The sequence below is a fragment of the Dietzia sp. MNB45 genome (genome assembly GCF_051994785.1).
Lineage (GTDB): Bacteria > Actinomycetota > Actinomycetes > Mycobacteriales > Mycobacteriaceae > Dietzia > Dietzia kunjamensis.
Genome location: NZ_CP163397.1, coordinates 2,096,400 through 2,113,532, shown reverse-complemented (window position 1 = coordinate 2,113,532; position 17,133 = coordinate 2,096,400). Strand labels below are relative to the sequence as shown.

Here is a 17,133-nt window from a genome sequence, read left to right as displayed (position 1 = left end):
CGTCCGATCGGTAGAGCGTCCCTTCGAGACCCCGTCGGAGGGATTCAGTCGGACGCCCCCGGGGCGATCGTGGTGACCTCGTAGTCCCCCGCGGCGTGGCGCGCCCGGATCCTGATCTTGTCGAACTTGCCGACCGTGGTCTGCGGGATGTGGTCGACGAAAGCCCAGTGATCCGGGCGCTTCCAGTTCTCCACGACGCCCTCGAGACCCTCCCAGAGGGCGCGGGCGGACGCGGTCGCCCCGGTCTTGAGCTGGACCAGGACGAGCGGCCGGTTGCCCCAGCGTTCGTCCGGGACACCGACCACGGCCACCTCTGCGACCCGGTCGTCGAGCAGGACCGCGTGTTCGAGTTCGACCGTCGAGATCAGTTCACCGCCGGAGGCGATGATGTCGTCGACCCGGTCCACCACGTCGAGGTAGCCCTTGGGGGAGATGCTGGCCACGTCCCCGGTGCGTAGCCATCCGTCGACGAAGCGATCGGAGGCCTCGTCGCCGAGGTAGCGGGCCGTCACCCACGGGCCGCGGATCTGGAGTTCGCCGACGGACCACCCGTCGTTGTGCTGGACCCGGCCGCCGTCCACGATGCGTGCCTTCACTCCGGCGGGGAACCGTCCCTGACCGAGCATCTGTGCGCGTCGCCGGGTCGCGGAGGAGTGGGGGTCCGGTCGCGCGAACGTCGCGATGGGGCTGGACTCGGTGAGTCCGTAGGCCTGCATGATCGTGACCCCGTGACGCTCGACGAACGCGTCGAACAGGGCCTCGGGGACGGGTGATCCGCCGACGAAGACCTCGCTGAGATGCGCGATCGATTGCGGATGGTTCTCCAGCCGCCGGAGTAGCCGTTGGAGGGTGGCCGGTGTGGTGGCCATCTTGTTCGGCCTGTATGTGCGCAGCAGGTCGGCCATGTCGTGGCCGGTGGTGAGCACCCGGCCGGGCCGTGGTCGCGCGGTGATGAGGCCGGCGCCGGTCATGAAGGCGGCGTACGGCAGCCCCCAGGACATGACGTGGTACATCGGCACGGTGGTCAGGACGGTGTCGCCGCTGCGCAGGGCCGCGCTCTCGGCCATGGACATCTGCATGGAGTGCAGCCAGATGGACCGGTGGGTGTAGGCGACGCCCTTGGACGCGCCGGTGGTGCCGGAGGTGTAGGCGATCGCCGCGGCGGAGCGTTCATCGAGGTCGGGCCACGGGTAGGTGGTGGGTTGGCCGTCGAGGAGGGTCTCGAGGGCGTGGACGTCGGCATCGAGCTCGCCGAGGTCTGGGGGTACCTGACCGTCGACGACGACGAGGTGGCGCAGCGAATCGAGCTGCGCGGCCACCGGGAGTACCGAGGAGAGCAGCTCCGGGTCGACGAGTACGACCGACACCCGGTTGTCGCTCAGGACGGAGAGCATGAACTCCCGCGAGCGGAGGACGTTCACCGGGAGGGCGACCGCGCCCATCGCGGGGAGGGCGAACATCGCCTCGACGACCTCGGTGCGGCTGCCGGACAGGATGCCCACCACATCGCCGGGTCGTACCCCGAGCCCGGCGAGGGCGTGCGCGGTGGCGGCCGCGCGGGAGGCCACGACGTCATACCTGACCGGGCGGGGTTCCAGGTCGCCGACGAATCCGGTGACAGTGGACCCACCGTGTCGTTCCGCCGCGTGCTCGAGGATCCGGGACACGAGCAGTGGCGTGTCCAGCATCGTTCCGAGCACGGTCACCTCCGAGGTCGTGTGGCCCTTGTCGTGTGCTGTACGTTACCGCCCGCATCCGACGCGGTGAGCGCCAGTCGCGACTCGCGGAAGGGGGACCTGCGCGCGATCGGCCACAGAGTAGTATGCTTGCACCCAGCCACGGGCGCCCGGTCGTCCCAGCATTCCGAGTCAATCCTCGCAGCACCCTCCGCACTAGGTCGGTGTGGTGTGGATCGGACTCGGTGGGACAGGCCGATCGGCGAGTGGCGTACAGGGATCCCCACTATCGAGCGGTTCTCCCCTCACGAGGATCCCCCTCAGACGAAAGATCCGTGTCCGGCCACGTTGCCGCCACGGAAGGCCCCAGCGGCCACCCCGGGACGCCGAGTCCGCTTCCCGGACACCTGCTCGATGCGAGGCGGCGTACACCGCCCCGGCCCCGGGCCCAGAAAGGATCCCCGTGACCTCGACGGACACCACTTCCACGCCAGCACAGGGTGCCTCGCTGTCGGCGATGCGCCTGAACGACCTCAAGTCGCTGGCCCAGCAGATGGGCCTCAAAGGCCTGTCGGGTAAGCGCAAGGGCGACCTCGTCGCGATGATCGAGGGCGCCCGGGGTGGCAGGCCCGCGCCGGCCCGTGAGCCCGCCCCGAAGACCGCGCCCGCCCCGAAAACCGAACCCGCGGTGGCCGACGAGCCTGCGGCGAAGGCCGAGTCGGCTCCGGAGAAGACGCCGGACCGCGATGAGGCGTCTGCACGAGACGAGGCGTCTGCACGGAGCGGGGCGCCCGCCCCGCAGACCGAGTCCGGCCGACGGGATCGTGGCGACAGGGCCGGGGGCGGTGCGGAGAACCCCCGGGGCGGGTCGGATGACTCCGACTCCGGTCGCCAGGGGGACCGCTCCCGTCGCGAGGATGGCAACCGCGGTGGCGGGCAGCGTCAGGGGCGTAACCAGCAGAACCGGGATCAGCAGGGCGGCCGCAACCGCGATCAGCAGGGCGGGCGCAACGACCAGGGCAACCAGGGCGGCAACCGCGATCAGCAGGGCGGGCGCAACGACCAGGGCAACCAGGGCGGCAACCGCGATCAGCAGAGCGGCCGCAACGACCAGTCCGACCAGGGCGGCGGCGACAACGGTCCCCGCGGTGACGGTCAGAACCGTGATGACGACGGAGGGGGCCGCGGCCGTCGCAGCCGCCGCCGTCGCGAGCGCAATCGCGGCGGGGGGCGCCCGGCCGAGGGTGAGACGGAGGTGCGGGACGACGACGTCCTGCAGCCGGTCGCGGGCATCCTCGACGTGCTGGACAACTACGCGTTCGTCCGCACGTCCGGCTACCTCGCGGGACCCAACGACGTCTACGTCTCCATGAACATGATCCGTCGTCACGGCCTGCGTCGCGGTGACGCGATCACCGGCGCGGTGAAGATGCCCCGCGACGGCCAGAACGACGGCCAGGGCGGCGGCCAAGGCGGCGGCGGGGGCCAGGGTGGCGGCAAGAACCGTCAGAAGTTCAACCCGCTGGTTCGCATCGACACCGTCAACGGTGGCCCGGTGGACCAGGTTCGCAACCGCCCGGACTTCGCGAAGCTCACCCCGCTGTACCCCAACCAGCGGCTGCGCCTCGAGACCGAGAAGAACATCATCTCGACCCGCGTGATCGACCTGATCATGCCGATCGGCAAGGGGCAGCGCGCGCTGATCGTCTCCCCGCCCAAGGCCGGTAAGACCACGATCCTGCAGAACATCGCCAACTCGATCGCGGTCAACAACCCGGAGTGCCACCTCATGGTCGTCCTCGTAGACGAGCGGCCGGAGGAGGTCACCGACATGCAGCGTTCGGTGAAGGGCGAGGTCATCGCCTCGACCTTCGACCGTCCGCCGTCGGACCACACCCAGGTCGCGGAGCTCGCGATCGAGCGGGCCAAGCGTCTGGTGGAGATGGGGCAGGACGTCGTCGTCCTCCTCGACTCCATCACGCGACTCGGCCGCGCCTACAACAACTCCTCGCCCGCCTCGGGTCGCATCCTGTCCGGCGGCGTCGACTCCACGGCCCTGTACCCGCCCAAGCGGTTCCTCGGCGCGGCGCGCAACATCGAGAACGGTGGATCGCTGACGATCATCTCCACCGCGATGGTGGAGACCGGCTCGGCCGGCGACACGGTGATCTTCGAGGAGTTCAAGGGCACCGGCAACGCCGAGCTCAAACTGGACCGTCGCATCGCCGAGCGGCGGGTGTTCCCCGCGGTCGACGTGGGACCCTCGGGGACGCGCAAGGAAGAGCTGCTCATGACCCCCGAGGAAGCCGGGATCATGCACAAGTTGCGCCGCGTGCTCTCGGGGCTGGACTCCCACCAGGCCATCGACCTGCTCATGTCGCAGTTGCGCAAGACCAACAACAACTACGAATTCCTGCTGCAGGTGGCCAAGACGACGCCCACCCTGCCGCAGGACGAGGAGTGACCGGGAGCGAGGGACGGTCGCCGTCCTCGATCGACGACGTCCTGGCCGAGTACGGGGGCCTCGAGACGCAGTTGTCCGACCCCGCTCTGCACGAGGACGCCACCGCCGCCCGCCGGGTGGGCAAACGCTTCGCCGAGCTCACCCCTATCGTGCAGTGTCACCGTGCGCTGGTGTCCACGCGCGAGGACGCCGCCGCGGCGCGGGAGCTCGCCGGCGACGATTCCTCGTTCGCCGGGGAGGCCGAGGAGCTGGAGGCTGAGGCGGCCGAGCTCGAGACCCGCCTGGCCGACCTGCTGGCGCCCCGCGACCCACACGATGCGGACGACGTGGTCATGGAGATCAAGTCGGGGGAGGGCGGCGAGGAGTCCGCACTGTTCGCCGCCGACCTCGCCCGCATGTACACGCGGTACGCCGAGAAACACGGATGGGTGATCGAGGTCCTCGGCCTCACGGAGTCCGACCTCGGCGGGTACAAGGACGCGACCTTCTCCATCCGGGCTCGCCAGCCGTCTCGCGACGGGGTGTGGTCCCGCCTCAAGTTCGAGGGCGGGGTGCACCGGGTCCAGCGGGTGCCGGTCACCGAGTCCCAGGGCCGGGTCCACACCTCGGCCGCGGGCGTGTTCGTCTACCCGGAGCCCGAGGACGTGGGTCCGGTCGAGATCGACGAGTCCGACCTGCGCATCGACGTCTACCGCTCATCCGGCAAGGGCGGGCAGGGCGTCAACACCACCGACTCCGCGGTGCGGATCACCCACCTGCCCACCGGCACGGTCGTCACGTGTCAGAACGAACGCAGTCAGCTGCAGAACAAGCAACGCGCGTTGCAGGTGCTCGCGGCGCGACTCCAGGCCGCCGCCGAGGAGGCCGCCAACGCCGAGGCGTCTGAAGGCCGGGCCACCCAGGTCCGCACCGTCGACCGGTCGGAGCGCATCCGCACCTACAACTTCCCGGAGAACCGCATCGCCGACCACCGGGTGGGTTTCAAGGCGCACAACCTCGACGCGGTGCTCGACGGGGACCTCGACGCGGTGCTCGACGCCCTCGCCACCGAGGAACGGCGGCGACGAATGGAAGAGGCCTAGTCCATGAACCCGCGCCCGGCCGGGGTGACCGGGGTCGTGCGCTCGGCCGCGCAGGCGCTCGGTGCGGCGGGCGTCGACTCCGCGCACGTCGAGGCCCAGCTCATCTGTGCGCACGTGCTCGGCATCGACCGCACCCGGCTCATGCTCGCCGACGACCTCGACGCCGCCGCGGTGAGCGAGGTCGAGCGGATCGTCGCCGCCCGCGCCCGCGACCGGACCCCCCTGCAGTACCTGCTCGGCCGCGCGGTCTCCGGACGGCTCGAGTTGGCCGTCGGGCCGGGGGTGTTCATCCCGCGACCGGAGACCGAGTTGCTGGTCGAGTCGACGCTCGCGGCCCTGCCCGCACCGGGCCCCGGCCCCGGCCCGGTCGTGGTGGACCTCTGCGCCGGCAGCGGCACCCTCGCGTTGGAGATCGCCCACGCCCGGCCCGACGCCCGCGTCCACGCCGTCGAACTGCACGAGGCCGCGCTGGAGTGGCTGCGCCGCAACGCCGCCGAGCGCGCCGCCGCCGGGGACACCCCGATCGAGGTCCACCACGCCGACGCCACCGACGCGGACGTCCTCTCGCACCTGCGGGGCAGCGCCGCCGCCGTGGTGTCCAACCCCCCGTACATCCCGGTCACCGATGATCTCCCCGCCGACGTCCTCGCGCACGAGCCGGCGACGGCGCTGTTCGGAGGACGGGACGGCCTCGTCGTCGTCACCCCCCTCGTCGGCGTGGCCGCCGCCCTCCTCGTCCCGGGAGGGCACCTCGCCGTGGAGCACGACGACACCACCGGCGCCGCGGTCGCCGCGGTCGTGGCCGCGCAGGGGGGCTTCGGTACCGTGGAGCAGCACACCGACCTCGCCGGCCGACCGCGATTCGTCACCGCGACGCGACTCGACGCGGGCCACGACGACACACACGACGACGACCACGACGACGACAAGGTCGACACGACAGTCCGGAAGGGGACCACCCGGTGACCATCACCTACGACTGCACCGAGGACACCGGCCGCGAGGTCGGTCTCAGTTCCGCTGCCGGCGCCCTGCGCTCGGGCCGGCTGGTCGTGACCCCCACCGACACGCTCTACGGCATCGCCGCCGATGCCTTCGACCCGGACGCGGTGGTCTCGCTGCTGTCCGCCAAGCGCCGAGGCCCGGACATGCCGGTGCCGGTCCTGGTCGGCTCGTGGGAGACCATCGACGGCCTCGTCGTGAGCACCCCGGCCGCCGCCCGCGACCTCATCCGCGCCTTCTGGCCGGGGGGCTTGAGTCTCATCGTGCACCAGGCACCGTCCCTGGGCTGGGACCTCGGCCAGACCCGCGGCACGGTCATGCTCCGGATGCCGCTGCACCCCGTCGCCATCGAACTCCTGCGCGAGGTCGGCCCGCTCGCGGTGTCCAGTGCCAACGTCTCCGGTCAACCGCCGGCCACCACCGTGGCCCAGGCCCGGGAGCAGCTCGGCGACTCGGTGGCCGTGTACCTCGACGGCGGCCCGTGTGCGATCGGCCAGCCCTCCACGATCGTCGACCTCACCGGGCCCGGTCCGCGCATCGTCCGCGAGGGTGCGGTGACCGCCGAGCGCGTGGGAGAGGTCCTCGGCGTCGACCCCGCGGTCCTGCGCGGCTGAACCGTGGGCGCCGGGGTCCCGTTCCGGGAGCTGCTGCTCATCGCGGTCACCGCCGGACTGGTCACCTTCGTCGTCACCGGTCTGGTCAGGGGAGTGGCACCCGCGATCGGCGGGCTCGCCTACCCGCGGGAGCGGGACGTGCACCAGGTCCCCACCCCCCGGCTCGGCGGGGTGGGCATCTTCACCGGGATGCTCATCGCCGTCTACCTCGCCGCGCAGCTGCCGGCCCTGAACCGGGCCTTCCCGCCCTTCGCCCCCGACGTGGAGGCCACCATCGTCGCCGGCGGGGTGATCGTGCTGGTGGGGATCGTGGACGACATCCTCGGGCTCGGGGCCGTCACCAAACTCGCGGGCCAGGCCGCCGCGGCCGGGGTCCTGGTCGCGATGGGCGTGTCGTGGACGCTGCTGTACATACCCTTCGGGGACGGCAACATCCTCGTGCTCGACCAGCTCCAGGCCGGACTGCTCACGGTCGTGTTCACACTGACGATCGTCAACGCGATGAACTTCGTGGACGGACTCGACGGGCTCGCCGCCGGACTCGGGGCCATCGCGGCCACGGCGATCTGCGTGTTCTCCGTGGGCATCATGCTGGACCAGGGCGGGACCGTCGGGGCCTACCCGCCGGCACTGGTCACCGCGGTCCTGGCCGGGGCGCTCATCGGGTTCCTGCCCCACAATTTCCAACCCGCCCGGATCTTCATGGGCGACTCCGGGTCCATGCTGATCGGACTGGTCCTCGCCGCGGCCTCGACGAGCGCCTCCGGGAAGATCTCGCAGAGCCTGTACGGGCCCCAGGACATGATCGTCCTGCTCTCGCCGGTGATCGTGGTCGCGGCCGCGATGTTCGTGCCGATGCTCGACCTGGTCATGGCGGTGGTGCGGAGGGTCGGGGCCGGCCGTAGCCCCTTCGCACCCGACAAGATGCACCTGCACCACCGGCTGCTCGCGCTGGGGCACTCCCACCGGAGGGTCGCGCTGGTCATCTATGCGTGGGTCTCCCTCATCGCGTTCGGGGCCGTCGGGGCGACGATGCTGCCCACCGAGGTGATCGTCCCCGCGATCGCGGCCGGTCTCCTCTCCGTCCTGGCGGCGACCCTCGTCCCTCGCCTCCGCAGTTCGCGCGGGAAGCACCGGACGGCCGACGGGCCCCGATCCCCGGGCGACTAGGCTGCGGGGTATGGACGACACCCCCGGACACGACGCCCCCGGACACCAGGTCGAGAGCGCCCACACCATCGGACTACGCAGGGCGGTGACCCTCGGCGCCGCCGCGCTCGCCGTGCTCATGGTGATCAGCGCAGGGCTGTGGTGGGCGGTGGATGGTCGCTCCGGCCTGTGGGGCGCCCTGCTCGGGGCCGCGATCGGTGGCGTGTTCGTCCTCCTCACCGCGGTGGTGGTGATCGCCACGGCCCGAACCTCACCCCAGGTGACCGGAGCCGTCCTGTTGGGAACGTGGCTCCTCAAGCTCATCGTGGCGATCGGGGTCGTCGCGGCTCTCAAGCCGCTCGACTTCTACTCCAAGCCCGCGTTCGCCACGACCATCGTCGTGGCCATGGTCGTTGTCCTCGCGTCGGAGACGGTGGCGATCCTGCGCACGCGCGCCCCGTACGTGGAGCCCTGAGCTGGGATTTTCCGGCACTCCCGATCGGTCACGGACTGGTTTCGGGGAGATGTGGAGCCGATAACGGCGTGAGGTGCCCCCAGGGGTCCGCAGGGGATGGCCTTTGCTAGGATGCTCTGCGGAGGGAAACCGGAAAAGGGTGCGGCGGTACACGCCGCGAGAATCCCCCGGGCCCTCCCGGGTTCCGCAGGTCGGAACGAAACACTGGACATGACCACCGTCTCTGCAGGCGGCCCGAACAGGGGAGAGAGCGCTGAGCACGTCACTGCTGGCATTCAAGGGCGAGTTCCATCCGCCGTCACTAAATGACTTCTTCCCGCCGGCCGTGCTCTTCGAGGGGACTCCGTTCGCTCTGGACCGGCTGATGATCATCCGGCTGATCGCGGCGGTCGTCGTCGCGGTGCTGTTCTACCTGGCGATGCGCCGGTCGGCCGTCGTGCCGCGCGGACTGCAGAATGTCGGCGAGATCGCGCTGGACTTCGTCAAGAACAACATCTCGGACGAGATCATCGGGAAGAAGGACGGTGACCGGTTCCTCCCGGTCATCGCGACGATCTTCTTCCTCACGCTGTTCATGAACCTGCCCGCCGTGATCCCGGGCTTCAACATCTCGCCCAACGCGCGGATCGGCATGCCGCTGGTCATGGCCGCGGTCGCGTATGTGGTCTTCATCTATGCGGGAGCCAAGAAGTACGGCTTCTTCTCCTTCGTGGGCAAGTCGGTCGTCGTGCCGAACCTTCCCCCGGCGCTGCACCTGCTGGTCGTGCCGATCGAGTTCGTGTCGACCTTCATCCTGCGGCCGGCCACGCTGACCATCCGTCTGATGGCCAACATGCTGGCCGGGCACATCATGATCGTGCTGCTGTTCTCCGCCACGAACTTCTTCTTCTGGCAGTTCAACGGGTGGACCGCGGTCAGCCTCGTGACCATCATCGTGTCGGTGGCGTTCACGTTCTTCGAGCTGCTGGTGATCTTCCTGCAGGCGTACATCTTCGCGCTGCTCACCGCGGTGTACATCGACCTGTCGTTGCACGCCGACAGTCACTAAAAGACTTCCGGCGCCGCGAGCGCCGGGACACCCAGACCACACCGACGACCGAGTGCGGACATCCCGCACCGGCCATCTGAAAGGGAACGGAAACCCACATGGATATCGTCACTCTCGCCCAGGCAACCGAGACGACCGCCCGCGGTTACGGCGCCATCGGCTACGGCCTCGCCGCGATCGGCCCCGGCATCGGCATCGGCATCGTCGTCGGCAAGGCGATCGAGGGCATGGCCCGCCAGCCCGAGATGGCCGGCCAGCTGCGCACCACGATGTTCCTGGGCATCGCCTTCACCGAGGCCCTGGCGCTCATCGGTATCGTCACCGGCTTCATTTTCTGATCGCCGGCTGGCGAAGGTCAACGACATGAATCCGATCCACATTCTCGCCGCGAGCGAGACCGAGGGGCTCCCGCTGGAGGAGACGCCCAACGTCCTCTCGCCGGCGCTGTACGACATCGTCTGGTCGCTGATCCCGTTCGCTGTCGTCCTGTTCGTGTTCTGGAAGTTCGTCCTCCCGATGTTCAAGCGGGTCCTGGACGAGCGCACCCAGCGCATCGAGGGCGGCATCGAGAAGGCGGAGGCCGCACAGGCCGAGGCGAAGGCGGCCCTGAACAAGTACAACGCCCAGCTCGCCGAGGCGCGTGGCGAAGCCGCGAAGATCCGCGACGACGCGCGTGCGCAGGGGCAGCAGATCCTCGCCGACATGAAGGCGGAGGCCCAGGCCGAGAGCGACCGCATCGTCGCCGCCGGGCAGCAGCAGCTCGCCGCGCAGCGTCAGCAGATCGTCACGGAGCTCCGTGGCGACCTCGGACGCCAGTCGGTCGAGCTCGCCGAGCGGCTCATGGGTGAGCAGCTGTCCGATCCGGTCCGCCGTTCGGGCACCATCGACCGTTTCCTCGCCGACCTGGACAAGGTCGCCGGGGCGGGCCAGAAGTAAGGAAGAAGCAGACTATGCACGCAGCAAGCCGCGACGCCCTCGAGCAGTCCCGGTCGGTCCTGCAGTCCACGCTCTCCGCGAACCCGGCCGGGGGCGCCACGGGCGCCAAGGTCGGTGCCGAGCTCTTCCGGGTCGTCGACGTCCTGGAGGGTGACCGCTCCCTGCGGGTCGCCGTCGCGGACTCGTCCGCACCGGTCGAGGCCCGCGAGGACCTCGCCCGTTCGGTGTTCGGCTGGAAGATCGACGAGTCGACCCTCGCGGTCGTGCTTGCTGCGGTCGCACTGTCCTGGTCCACCCCGCGGGATCTCCGTGAGGGCCTCGTCACCCTCGGCCGGGAAGCGCTCCTGCTCTCGGCCCGGGAGCAGGGTCAGCTCGGGACGGTCGAGGACGAACTGTTCAGACTGGGCCGCATCGTCGCCGGCGACGCGGAGTTCGAGCAGGCTCTGTCCGACCGCACGACCACCACGGAGTCCAAGCGCGCACTCCTCGGTCAGGTCCTCTACGGCAAGGTGACCGCGGTCACCGAGGCGCTCGCCGGGCAGGCGATCGCCCGGCCGGACGCCATGCCCGCCGACGATCTGGACGCGCTGTCCAGGCAGGCGGCCGAACTCCAGGGACAGTCGGTGGCCGTGGTCACCAGTGCCACGGAACTCACCACCGAGCAGCGGGCCGCACTCGAGGGCAAGCTCGCCGAGATCTACGGACGGGAGATGGCGGTCCACGTCCAGGTCGACCAGGCGGTCCTCGGCGGCATGGTGATCCGCGTCGGTGACGAGATCATCGACGGTTCCGTCGCCGGGCGGCTCTCGGCCGTACGACGGGCGCTTCCCTAGGCCTCGACACCCGACGAGCAACGGTCGCACTCGGTCGATGCTCACCTGACAAGACACATCCAGACCACACTTAGTGAGAGCAGGAATGACATGGCGGAGCTGACTATCTCCTCCGACGAGATCCGCAGTGCGATTGCGAATTACACCTCGACGGTCTCCAACGAGGCGTCGCGCGAGGAGGTCGGAATCGTCACCGACACGGGCGACGGTATCGCCCACATCAGCGGACTGCCGTCCGCGATGGCCAACGAGCTGCTGGAGTTCCCGGGCGGCATCCTCGGCGTCGCACTGAACCTCGAGGACCGCGAGATCGGTGCGGTCGTCCTCGGTAACTTCGACGAGATCGCCCAGGGCCAGGAGGTGCGTCGCACCGGGGAGGTCCTCTCCGTTCCGGTCGGCGACGGCTTCCTCGGTCGCGTCGTCAACCCGCTCGGGCAGCCCATCGACGGCCTCGGCGACATCGAGTCGGAGGGCACCCGCGCCCTCGAGCTGCAGGCGCCGTCCGTTCTGGAGCGCCAGCCGGTCGAGGAGCCCATGCAGACCGGTATCAAGGCCATCGACGCCATGACGCCGATCGGCCGCGGACAGCGTCAGCTCATCATCGGTGACCGCAAGACGGGCAAGACCGCGGTCTGCATCGACGCGATCCTCAACCAGAAGGCCAACTGGGAGTCGGGCGACAAGACCAAGCAGCTGCGGTGCATCTACGTCGCGATCGGCCAGAAGGGCTCCACCATCGCGGGCGTCAAGGCGACGCTCGAGGAGAACGGCGCGATGGAGTACACCACCATCGTCGCCGCCCCCGCCTCTGACTCGGCCGGCTTCAAGTGGCTCGCGCCGTTCACCGGTTCGGCCATCGGGCAGCACTGGATGTACGACGGTGCGCACGTCCTCGTCGTGTTCGACGACCTGTCCAAGCAGGCCGACGCCTACCGCGCGATCTCGCTGCTGCTCCGTCGCCCCCCGGGTCGCGAGGCGTACCCCGGTGACGTCTTCTACCTGCACTCCCGCCTGCTCGAGCGGTGCGCCAAGCTCTCGGACGACATGGGCGGAGGGTCGCTGACGGGTCTCCCGATCATCGAGACCAAGGCCAATGACGTCTCGGCGTTCATCCCGACCAACGTCATCTCGATCACCGACGGTCAGGTGTTCCTCGAGTCCGACCTGTTCAACCGCGGTGTGCGTCCGGCCGTCAACGTCGGTATCTCCGTCTCCCGAGTCGGCGGCGCCGCCCAGACCAAGGGCATGAAGAAGGTCTCGGGCTCGCTGCGTCTGGACCTCGCCGCGTACCGCGACCTCGAGTCGTTCGCGACGTTCGCGTCCGACCTCGACGCCGCCTCGAAGGCGCAGCTCGAGCGTGGCCAGCGTCTGGTCGAGATCCTCAAGCAGGACCAGAACTCGCCGGTCGCCGTGGAGGACCAGATCGTCTCGATCTACCTCGCCGGTGAGGGTTTCTACGACTCCGTCCCGGTCGAGGACGTCCGTCGCTTCGAGGGCGAGCTGCTCGAGACCCTGCGGCACTCCGCCTCCGATGTCTACAGCCAGATCGAGGGGGGAGCCGCGCTCTCCGACGAGTCCAAGTCGACCCTCGAGGCCAAGACCAACGAGTTCAAGGAGGGCTTCGTCGCCACCGACGGTTCCCGTGTGGTCAACGAGCCCGAGGCCGAGGCGTTGTCCGAGGACGAGATCGATCGTGAGAAGCTCACGGTCACCAAGAAGAAGAAGGCCTGAGGCCTGCGATGACAGCCATCCGATTCAAGGTCGAGAGGAGAGTGATCCACGCCCATGGCCAACATGCGTGAACTACGCGACCGGATCAAGTCGGTCAACTCGACCAAGAAGATCACCAAGGCCCAGGAGCTGATCGCGACCTCGCAGATCTCCAAGGCCCAGGCCCGGGTCGCGGAGGCCAAGCCCTTCGCGGACCAGATCACCGCGATCCTCACCGATCTCGCGAGTGCCTCGTCGCTCAAGCACCCGATGCTCAACGAGCCGGAGAACCCGAAGCGGTCCGCCGTGCTGGTGGTGACGTCCGACCGGGGCATGTGTGGTGGTTACAACCACAACGTGCTCAAGGAGGCCGCCGAGCTCATCGCCTACCTCGAGGGCGAGGGGCGTGAGGTCGACATCTACGTGATGGGCAACAAGGGGATCGTGTACTACACGTTCCGCGAGGTCGAGCTCGCCGGTGCCTGGCACGGGCATTCGCAGAAGCCCGACTACCAGGAGGCCCGGCCGGCGTTCCAGCTCCTGTCGGCGGCCTTCAAGGCCGGCGGCGAGTCGACGTTCGACGCCTCCGAGTTCCTCGAGGGGGACACCGCGGACACCACCCGCAAGGGCGTCGACGAGGTCCACATCGTGTACACCCAGTTCAAGTCGATGCTCACGCAGACCCCGCGGGCGCGTCGACTGGCCCCGATCGAGACCGAGGTCGAGATCGAGGAGCTGGACCTGGGCGACGGGATGATGGACGACAGCCCCAGGGCGGAGTCCGAATTCAAGCCGGAGGTCTCCTTCGAGCCGGATGCGGACACCCTCCTGGACAACATCCTCCCGAGGTACATGTCGACCCGCGCCTTCGCCTCGCTCCTCGAGGCGGCGGCGTCGGAGTCGGCGGCACGACGGACCGCCATGAAGTCGGCGACCGACAACGCCACCGAGCTGGTGGAGGGCCTGAGCCGCGAGGCGAACCAGGCACGCCAGGCACAGATCACCCAGGAAATCAGCGAGATTGTCGGTGGCGCTGGTGCGCTCGCCGCTAGCGCAGGAAGTGACTAAGCAATGACCACAGCTGTTACCGATCAGAGCACGACGGGCACGGCCGGTCTCACCGGTCGGGTCGCCCGCGTCCTGGGTGCGGTCGTCGACGTGGAGTTCCCGCGCGGCGCCCTCCCGGCCCTCTTCAACGCCCTCACCGCCGAGATCACCCTCGCGGCGGTCGCCAAGACCGTCACGTTCGAGGTCGCCCAGCACCTCGGCGACAACATGGTGCGCTGCATCTCCATGCAGTCCACCGACGGACTCGTCCGCGGCGCCGAGGTGGTCGACTCCGGTCAGCCGATCTCGGTGCCGGTCGGCGACGTCGTCAAGGGCCACGTCTTCAACGCCCTCGGCGATTGCCTGGACGCACCCGGCACCGGCCGCGATGGCGAGCAGTGGGGCATCCACCGCGAGCCGCCGGCCTTCGACCAGCTCGAGGGTAAGACCGAGATCCTCGAGACCGGCGTGAAGGTCATCGACCTGCTGACCCCGTACGTCAAGGGCGGCAAGATCGGCCTCTTCGGCGGTGCCGGCGTCGGCAAGACGGTGCTCATCCAGGAGATGATCACCCGTATCGCCCGCGAGTTCTCCGGTACCTCGGTGTTCGCCGGCGTCGGTGAGCGCACCCGTGAGGGCACCGACCTCTTCCTCGAGATGGAGGAGATGGGCGTCCTCCAGGACACCGCCCTGGTGTTCGGTCAGATGGACGAGCCGCCGGGGACGCGTATGCGCGTCGCGCTCTCGGCCCTCACCATGGCCGAGTACTTCCGCGACGTGCAGGGCCAGGACGTCCTCCTGTTCATCGACAACATCTTCCGCTTCACGCAGGCCGGTTCCGAGGTCTCGACGCTGCTCGGCCGCATGCCGTCCGCCGTCGGTTACCAGCCGACCCTCGCGGACGAGATGGGTCAGCTCCAGGAGCGCATCACCTCGACGCGTGGTCGCTCGATCACGTCGCTCCAGGCGATCTACGTCCCCGCCGACGACTACACCGACCCGGCGCCGGCCACCACGTTCGCCCACCTCGACGCCACCACGGAGCTCTCCCGCTCCATCGCGTCGAAGGGCATCTACCCGGCCGTCGACCCGCTCACCTCGACCTCCCGGATCCTCGAGCCGGGCATCGTCGGGGAGGAGCACTACCGCGTCGCCCAGGAGGTCATCCAGATCCTCCAGAAGTACAAGGAGCTCCAGGACATCATCGCCATCCTCGGTATGGACGAGCTGTCCGAGGAGGACAAGGTGACCGTTCAGCGGGCCCGTCGTCTCGAGCGCTTCCTCGGCCAGAACTTCCTGGTCGCGGAGAAGTTCACCGGCCAGGTGGGTTCGGTCGTCCCGCTGTCGGACACCATCGAGGCGTTCGACAAGCTCTGCAAGGGCGAGCTGGACCACCTGCCGGAGCAGGCGTTCAACGGCATCGGCGGTCTCGACGACGTCGAGGCCAACGCCAAGAAGCTCTCCGGGAAGTGACGGTCGCTCATGGCTGAGATCGAAGTCGAGTTCGTCACGGTCGAGCGCAGGTTCTGGTCCGGCACCGCCTCGATGGTGGTCGCCAAGACCAGTGAGGGTGAGATCGGTATCCAGGCCGGGCACGAGCCGCTGCTCGGCGAGCTGGATGCCGCCGGCACCGTCACGGTGTACACGGACGAGGGCCGCAAGGTCGCTGCCGTCCAGGGTGGGTTCCTGTCGGTGACCGCCAACAAGGTGAGCATTCTCGGCGAGGCCGCGGAGTGGTCGGACACGATCGACCGTGCCGCTGCCGAGCGGGAGCTGTCCGAGGCCGGCGACGACGCTGCCGCCGCGGCCACCGCCCGCGGGCGTCTTCTCGCCATCGAGAAGGCCGGCGCCTAGTACGACCACGGTCCGCCCGTCACACGCGGCCGCGGCCGCCGGAAGGGGATGAGCAGTTTGACGGCTCCCATCGAGATCGTTCTCGGTGCCGTCATCCTGCTCGTCCTCGTTCCGGTGGTCGCGGCCGTCGTGTATCGACTGGTCGTCGTGCGTCGCAATTCCACGTCCGTCCTCGTCCGCAGGGCAGGAGAGGAGTCGTGGGGCTACGGCGCCGTCCGGTACTCCGAGACCGAGGTCGCGTTCTACCGATTGGTGAGTCTGAAGTTCGGCGCCGACGTCCGGCTGGACCGGCGCACCCTGGTGCTCGGCGCGCGTCGACAGCCCACCGGTCCGGAGCTGGACGTGGCGGAGGAGGGCGAGGTGATCGTCCCGTTCTCCGGGCACGACCGCCGCGCCCGCCCGGTCGAAGGTGAACTCTGCGTCGCCCCCGCGAAATTGACCGGGATGCTCGCGTGGGTGGAAGCCTGCTCCACCGAGCAGGTCCGCTCACGGCGTCCCCACCGCTGACACCCGGGCCGTGTGCCGGTGCGGCGCCATCATTCAGGAGGAACCGTTGCGTCTCGTCGTAGCCACGTGCCAGGTCGACTACGTGGGTCGCCTCACGGCGCATCTTCCGATGGCTCCGCGGTTGTTGCTCGTCAAGGCCGACGGGTCTGTGAGCGTTCACGCCGACGACCGCGCCTACAAGCCCCTCAACTGGATGACCCCGCCGTGTTCCCTCACCGAGCGGGATCACCCGGAGAACCCGGAGCATCAGTTGTGGGTCGTGGAGAACAAGGCGGGGGAGCAGCTGCGGATCACCGTCGCCGAGGTGCACCACGACTCCCGACATGAACTCGGCGTGGACCCGGGATTGGTGAAGGACGGTGTCGAGGCCCACCTGCAGGAGTTGCTCGCCGAGCACATCGAGACGCTCGGTCAGGGGTACAGCCTGGTCCGCCGGGAGTACATGACGGCTATCGGCCCGGTCGACATCCTCGGCCGTGACGGGGAGGGCACGACAGTGGCGGTGGAGATCAAACGTCGCGGCGAGATCGACGGGGTGGAGCAACTGACCCGCTATCTGGAGCTGCTCAACCGCGACCCGTTGCTCGCGCCGGTCAGCGGGATCTTCGCGGCCCAGATCATCAAGCCCCAGGCTCGCACCCTCGCCGAGGATCGTGGCATCCGATGCGTGACCCTGGACTACGACTCCCTGCGAGGGATCGAGTCCACCGACCTCCGGCTGTTCTGAACGAGTCGT

Annotated in this window: 17 protein-coding genes; 16 read left to right on the top strand and 1 reads right to left on the bottom strand. The window is 69.1% G+C overall.

Annotated elements, in window-relative coordinates:
- Window positions 1-44: 44 nt before the first annotated feature.
- Window positions 45-1,706, bottom strand: a complete 1,662-nt coding sequence (locus AB5G72_RS10130; protein ID WP_440219797.1) for a long-chain-fatty-acid--CoA ligase — start codon at window positions 1,704-1,706, stop codon at window positions 45-47.
- Window positions 1,707-2,139: 433 nt separating this feature from the next.
- Between AB5G72_RS10130 and rho the strand changes: the two genes are divergently transcribed.
- From rho to nucS, 16 genes are all read left to right on the top strand, one after another.
- Window positions 2,140-4,140 carry a transcription termination factor Rho gene (rho, locus tag AB5G72_RS10125; RefSeq protein WP_120283600.1) on the top strand — a complete coding sequence of 667 codons (2,001 nt, stop codon included), beginning with the start codon at window positions 2,140-2,142 and terminating at the stop codon, window positions 4,138-4,140.
- On the top strand, window positions 4,137-5,222 hold the full coding sequence (prfA, locus tag AB5G72_RS10120; RefSeq protein WP_067718354.1) for a peptide chain release factor 1: 1,086 nt from the start codon (window positions 4,137-4,139) through the stop codon (window positions 5,220-5,222). Before rho ends, prfA begins: the two co-directional genes overlap by 4 nt.
- A gap of 3 nt (window positions 5,223-5,225) precedes the next feature.
- Window positions 5,226-6,188, top strand: a complete 963-nt coding sequence (prmC, locus tag AB5G72_RS10115; RefSeq protein ID WP_440219796.1) for a peptide chain release factor N(5)-glutamine methyltransferase — start codon at window positions 5,226-5,228, stop codon at window positions 6,186-6,188.
- The gene (locus AB5G72_RS10110; RefSeq protein WP_067718348.1) at window positions 6,185-6,838 is read left to right on the top strand and encodes an L-threonylcarbamoyladenylate synthase; all 654 of its coding nucleotides are present in this window, start codon (window positions 6,185-6,187) and stop codon (window positions 6,836-6,838) included. Before prmC ends, AB5G72_RS10110 begins: the two co-directional genes overlap by 4 nt.
- A 3-nt stretch (window positions 6,839-6,841) precedes the next feature.
- Window positions 6,842-8,008 (top strand): glycosyltransferase family 4 protein, encoded by a 1,167-nt coding sequence (locus AB5G72_RS10105; protein ID WP_067718345.1) that lies wholly within the window; start codon window positions 6,842-6,844, stop codon window positions 8,006-8,008.
- A 10-nt stretch (window positions 8,009-8,018) separates the two neighbouring features.
- Window positions 8,019-8,462 carry a hypothetical protein gene (locus tag AB5G72_RS10100; RefSeq protein WP_067718342.1) on the top strand — a complete coding sequence of 148 codons (444 nt, stop codon included), beginning with the start codon at window positions 8,019-8,021 and terminating at the stop codon, window positions 8,460-8,462.
- A 364-nt stretch (window positions 8,463-8,826) separates the two neighbouring features.
- Window positions 8,827-9,510 (top strand): F0F1 ATP synthase subunit A, encoded by a 684-nt coding sequence (atpB, locus tag AB5G72_RS10095; protein ID WP_325767688.1) that lies wholly within the window; start codon window positions 8,827-8,829, stop codon window positions 9,508-9,510.
- Window positions 9,511-9,608: 98 nt separating this feature from the next.
- Window positions 9,609-9,848, top strand: a complete 240-nt coding sequence (locus tag AB5G72_RS10090) for an ATP synthase F0 subunit C (RefSeq protein ID WP_067718337.1) — start codon at window positions 9,609-9,611, stop codon at window positions 9,846-9,848.
- 25 nt (window positions 9,849-9,873) lie between these two features.
- The gene (locus tag AB5G72_RS10085) at window positions 9,874-10,446 is read left to right on the top strand and encodes a F0F1 ATP synthase subunit B (RefSeq protein ID WP_096905256.1); all 573 of its coding nucleotides are present in this window, start codon (window positions 9,874-9,876) and stop codon (window positions 10,444-10,446) included.
- Window positions 10,447-10,460: 14 nt separating this feature from the next.
- Complete coding sequence (locus AB5G72_RS10080) at window positions 10,461-11,279, top strand: F0F1 ATP synthase subunit delta (RefSeq protein WP_067718333.1); 819 nt, start codon at window positions 10,461-10,463, stop codon at window positions 11,277-11,279.
- 90 nt (window positions 11,280-11,369) lie between these two features.
- Complete coding sequence (atpA, locus tag AB5G72_RS10075; RefSeq protein WP_120283593.1) at window positions 11,370-13,010, top strand: F0F1 ATP synthase subunit alpha; 1,641 nt, start codon at window positions 11,370-11,372, stop codon at window positions 13,008-13,010.
- Window positions 13,011-13,064: 54 nt separating this feature from the next.
- Window positions 13,065-14,057 carry a F0F1 ATP synthase subunit gamma gene (locus AB5G72_RS10070; RefSeq protein ID WP_120283591.1) on the top strand — a complete coding sequence of 331 codons (993 nt, stop codon included), beginning with the start codon at window positions 13,065-13,067 and terminating at the stop codon, window positions 14,055-14,057.
- 3 nt (window positions 14,058-14,060) lie between these two features.
- Window positions 14,061-15,509 (top strand): F0F1 ATP synthase subunit beta, encoded by a 1,449-nt coding sequence (gene atpD / locus AB5G72_RS10065; protein ID WP_067718325.1) that lies wholly within the window; start codon window positions 14,061-14,063, stop codon window positions 15,507-15,509.
- Window positions 15,510-15,518: 9 nt separating this feature from the next.
- On the top strand, window positions 15,519-15,890 hold the full coding sequence (locus AB5G72_RS10060) for a F0F1 ATP synthase subunit epsilon (protein WP_120283589.1): 372 nt from the start codon (window positions 15,519-15,521) through the stop codon (window positions 15,888-15,890).
- Window positions 15,891-15,938: 48 nt separating this feature from the next.
- Window positions 15,939-16,397: a DUF2550 family protein gene (locus AB5G72_RS10055; protein WP_241742424.1), complete on the top strand. Its 459-nt coding sequence runs from the start codon at window positions 15,939-15,941 to the stop codon at window positions 16,395-16,397.
- Between the two features lie 46 nt (window positions 16,398-16,443).
- The gene (gene nucS / locus AB5G72_RS10050) at window positions 16,444-17,124 is read left to right on the top strand and encodes an endonuclease NucS (protein ID WP_067718317.1); all 681 of its coding nucleotides are present in this window, start codon (window positions 16,444-16,446) and stop codon (window positions 17,122-17,124) included.
- Window positions 17,125-17,133 lie beyond the last annotated feature (9 nt).